Origin of the sequence: Phaeobacter sp. (assembly GCF_022825805.1) — a bacterium.
GTDB lineage: Bacteria > Pseudomonadota > Alphaproteobacteria > Rhodobacterales > Rhodobacteraceae > Phaeobacter.
The window spans coordinates 1-4,233 of the sequence record NZ_JAJDWC010000012.1; the positions used below are offsets into that span (position 1 = coordinate 1).

Annotated in this window: 1 protein-coding gene and 2 pseudogenes; 2 read left to right on the forward strand and 1 reads right to left on the reverse strand. The window is 58.3% G+C overall.

The features are described 5' to 3' along the window. Positions 1-1,072 precede the first annotated feature (1,072 nt). Complete coding sequence (locus Q0C28_RS00860) at positions 1,073-1,681, forward strand: hypothetical protein (RefSeq protein WP_293572759.1); 609 nt, start codon at positions 1,073-1,075, stop codon at positions 1,679-1,681. A gap of 264 nt (positions 1,682-1,945) precedes the next feature. Further along, positions 1,946-3,754: pseudogene (locus Q0C28_RS00865) on the forward strand (HWE histidine kinase domain-containing protein); the annotation flags it as partial. Positions 3,755-4,093: 339 nt separating this feature from the next. Here the strand turns inward: Q0C28_RS00865 and Q0C28_RS00870 are convergent. Beyond that, positions 4,094-4,233, reverse strand: a pseudogene (locus tag Q0C28_RS00870) (IS5/IS1182 family transposase); the annotation flags it as partial.

The following is a 4,233-nucleotide window of genomic DNA, read 5'->3' on the forward strand; positions in this document are numbered from 1 at the left end:
AGTCTCTCCTGAGCGTCTCACCGTCTCTCCAGTGCGTCCAGCCGTCTCTCCGACCCGTCCCCGCAGCGTCTCCGCCGCGCCCCGTAGCGCCTCAGCGCCGCCGGTGAAGGGGGTTCTAAGGCGATACAAACAAAGCCGCAAGCGCTTTTTTCAGCTTTTTGCATCTTTTTTCGAGACACCCCATCAAATCGTTTTAAATCAGCATGTTAAGTTCGATTTTTGCGCTCACATTTGGCGATTGATAACCCCAGAGGCACCGCACCCGACCGCTTGGGATACAGTAGCGTTGGATGCCGTATCGGACCCAACACCATATCTAGGTGATACGGCCCTTAGAGCCACAAGAAACCCCGCAACCGACGACTCGATTTTGACTCCGTAAAGCCGCGCCGGGATCACAGATTCCTTTTTTAAAGGGCAGAGTTTGCGATGGTTTTGCGCTCTTACCGCAAAACCCGACGGCCAGCGGGTTGCAAGAGCGCGGGAGCTGGGGAATTCTGAACCCATATAGCAGACGCGTATCAAACTGACGGCGCCAGACGACAAACGGGGGAGAGTACCAAGGGGATCCGTATCAATATCCGTATCACGGCCAATGCTAGACACCTGAGCGCTGAAGTCCAAAAGCTGAGGCTAGTGGTCTGAAAAGAGGTCAGATCCTTCCGGATCTTTGCAGTGCCCCACCCCAAATGATCACGACCAGCCCGAACACACTGCGAAACGTGCATCTACCCACGTGGAGCCGACATACAGGGAGCCGACACATATGGAGCTGAAACACCAGGATCGGAAACATTCGGATCTGAACCATTCGGATCCGTCGCAAGAAGATCCAAAGCACTGGAATCCAAAACACAAGGATCAAAGAGACAGGGATCCAAACGAGAAGGATCCAAAACATCAGGCCCTAGGACAGCCGGGGTCACCACATAACGGATCCAACACACAGAGCTCCATGCAACTCGGGTCCATGCAACTCGGGTCGGTATACACCCCATCGCCGCAACGAGACGTCGTATACGCGGGATCAACACCACTGGCACCGGCAGCCACAGCTAAACGCCCACAGGTGATGGCGCCTCCCACGTCTGAACAGATCACTCCGCGGCAAGCGAAAGCGCCCAAACAGGACAGCACGCCGAGCTTTCGCATGCATCTGCGTCAGGCCACCCGGATTGATCACGACAGGTCCGAATTGGCCTTTGCCGCGTTCCACCGGGACCCGGCCCAGCATCTGGACTGGTTTCTGGCCTGTCAGCTCAGTGCCTTGGAAGCCCTGTCCGCCACTTGCCCCCCCGAGCGGATGCATTCCGCGGCCCTTTTGCAGGAGCTGATCGCGGCCCTTTATCAGGACTGTGAGGCACGCAACCAAACCGTTGTTGCCCTGCCGCAGTCCGCGCAGCCAGCTTTGACCGGACTGGCGGTCGACTACCTTGTGTTGGGCTCACGCCTGGGGACCGAGGTCTTGCGGCGACGGCTGACCCAACAGGTCCCACACAGCCCTTTGCCGCTCTATTTTTCGCAGCGCGATCATGGTCCGATCTGGAAGGACACCTGCGCCGCCTTGGACAAGGTGGCGACCAACAGCAGCACAGCCAAGAGTATTGTCGAAGATAGCAAAGCAGGGTTCCGCCTGTTTCACGATGCTGCCACCTGCAACCAAATGGTCCATGCATCATGAAACACTGCCAGATCGCCCAAATCGCGAGGTCATCCAGATTGCAAAACGGTGCCTCAGACATAGACCTCTTCGCCCCCCGGCGCGCCGCCTCTGCGCCGATCTTCGAAACCAAATTGATCAAACACCCTTCCCGCCACCGGATCTGACCAAGCTCTGAATAGGATCCCTGCGGTATCATCGCCAAAGCGCGCAGCGCCCCTGCCCCAATGACAGACTGACCTCGTTCAGAGACTGTTCCCGCCCAAAGACTGAAAAGGCCCTGTTTTGCCACATACGAACACTGCCCCCGCCATCAATCTGACCAATTGCGATCAGGAACCGATCCACAAACTCGGCCGGGTTCAGGCCTATGGCGCCCTGCTCGCAGTCAATGCGGATTGGACCGTTGTGCAGGCCTCTGCCAATCTGGAACAGATATTTGGCGTTCCCGCAGACAGCGCCCTTGGCAAACGGCTGGACAGTTTCATTGCCAAAGACGCTCTGGCTCAGATGCGCGATGGGCTTGCGACGCTTGATGTGCCGGACAACAGCCTGCGGTTTTTCAATGTCCCGCTGAAAACAAAAGACACCAGTTTTGATGTCAGCCTGCACCGCAGTGGTGATCTGCTGGTGCTGGAATTCGAACCCAAAAGCGCGCGTAATCAACGCGATATCATGTCAGAGGTCTATCCGCATTTTGATAGGCTACATCGGACCGGCGGGGTGGATGATCTGGCGCAGGGCGCAGCGCTTGGCCTGCAACAGCTGACCGGCTTTGACAGTGTGATGGTCTACAAATTCCAGCCCGACCACTCCGGACAGGTGCTGGCAGAGGTGCGCCGGGACGGCGAACAGCGCTATCTTGGCCTGTTTTTCCCGGCCTCTGATGTGCCCGCACAGGCGCGCGCGCTCTACAAACGCTCGCTGCTGCGGCTGATTTCCGATGTGGCAGACACGGGCGCGGCGATCCTCAGCAGCGATCCTGGCACAGCCGAGCCGCTGGATCTGTCGTTGGCGGTCACCCGAGCCGTCTCTCCCATTCATATCGAATACCTGCGCAACATGGGGGTACAGGCCTCCATGTCGGTGTCCATCATGAAGGACGGCGAGCTGTGGGGGATGTTTGCCTGCCACCACGACACGCCGCGCTACATTGATTACGAACGCCGCACCGCGGTGGAGATGTTTGGACATATCTTTTCCTATGAGCTGAGCCGGTTCGAAACCGAGCAGCGCGCGCAGGAGGAACAGGATTTCAATCGCCTGCAAACCAAAGTCATGGCGATGCTGGCCGATGGCCGCCCGTTTCAGGACAGTCTGCGTGCGATCTCTGCCGATATCCAAACCGTTGTGCCACATGACGGCATGGTGCTCTACTCCAATGGCAGCTACCACAACATCGGAACCACCCTGGCAGAGGCGGAAACCCATGAACTGGTTCAGGTTTTGGACAAGACCGAGATCCACGACATCTTCGCCACCAATCAGCTGGAGACGCTGCATCGCCCAGCGCGCGCCTATGCCGACATCTGCGCCGGTCTGATTGCGATCCCCATTTCAAAACAGCCGGGGGAGTATCTGTTGTTGTGCCGCCGCAGCGTCACGCAAACGGTGAAATGGGCGGGCAATCCGGTGAAACCGGTCAATGTTGGCCCCAATGGGCTACGGCTGCATCCGCGCAAGAGCTTTGAGGCCTGGAAAGAAACCGTGGAATGGCGCTCTGCCCCCTGGGAGGATGTCACGCTCAATGCGGCCAATCTGCTGCGCACGGTTCTGCTGGAGGTGTTTCTGAAAGTCACCGAAGCCGCCAATGCCGAACGGGCCCGCGCCCAGGAACAGCAACAGCTGCTGATCGCGGAGCTGAACCACCGGGTGCGCAATATTCTCAACCTGATGCGCGGCCTGGTCAGCCAGACGAAAGTCTCCGCGCGCAACCTCTCCGACTTCACCTCGAATCTGGACGGGCGCATCCATTCCCTGGCCCGCGCCCATGACCAATTGACCAAGGAACGGTGGGAACCTGCCTCGCTGCGCATCCTATTGGACTATGAACTTGATGCCTATGCAGGCACGCGCTCGCGCCGCATCGTTGTGAACGGGCCAGATGTGCAGATCACGCCAGAGGCCTACACCACATTGGCGCTGGTGCTGCATGAGCTGACCACAAACTCCGTCAAACATGGCGCGCTCAGCAACGCAGAAGGCCGGGTCACCATCCACATCCAGCCAACGGCCGATAATGGATTGCAGCTGGATTGGGTCGAACGCGGTGGCCCGATCGTGATCGCACCACGACGGCGCGGGTTTGGCTCCACCATCGTGGAACATTCCATTCCCCACGAACTCGGCGGCACCGCGGCAGTGCAGTACAATCCCGCCGGGCTGGAGGCCCGGTTCAGAATTCCAGCCAAATACCTGGCAGAGTTCGAATTCCTAGGCAGCCGACTCATAAAACTCGATCCACAGTCTGACGGATGCCAGTTTGATCATCGACAGGAAATTGCGTGACGTCTTTTCGTATCGGGTTGCGATGCGACGGAACGAGGCTTTCAGCCTGCCAAAGAACCGCTCGA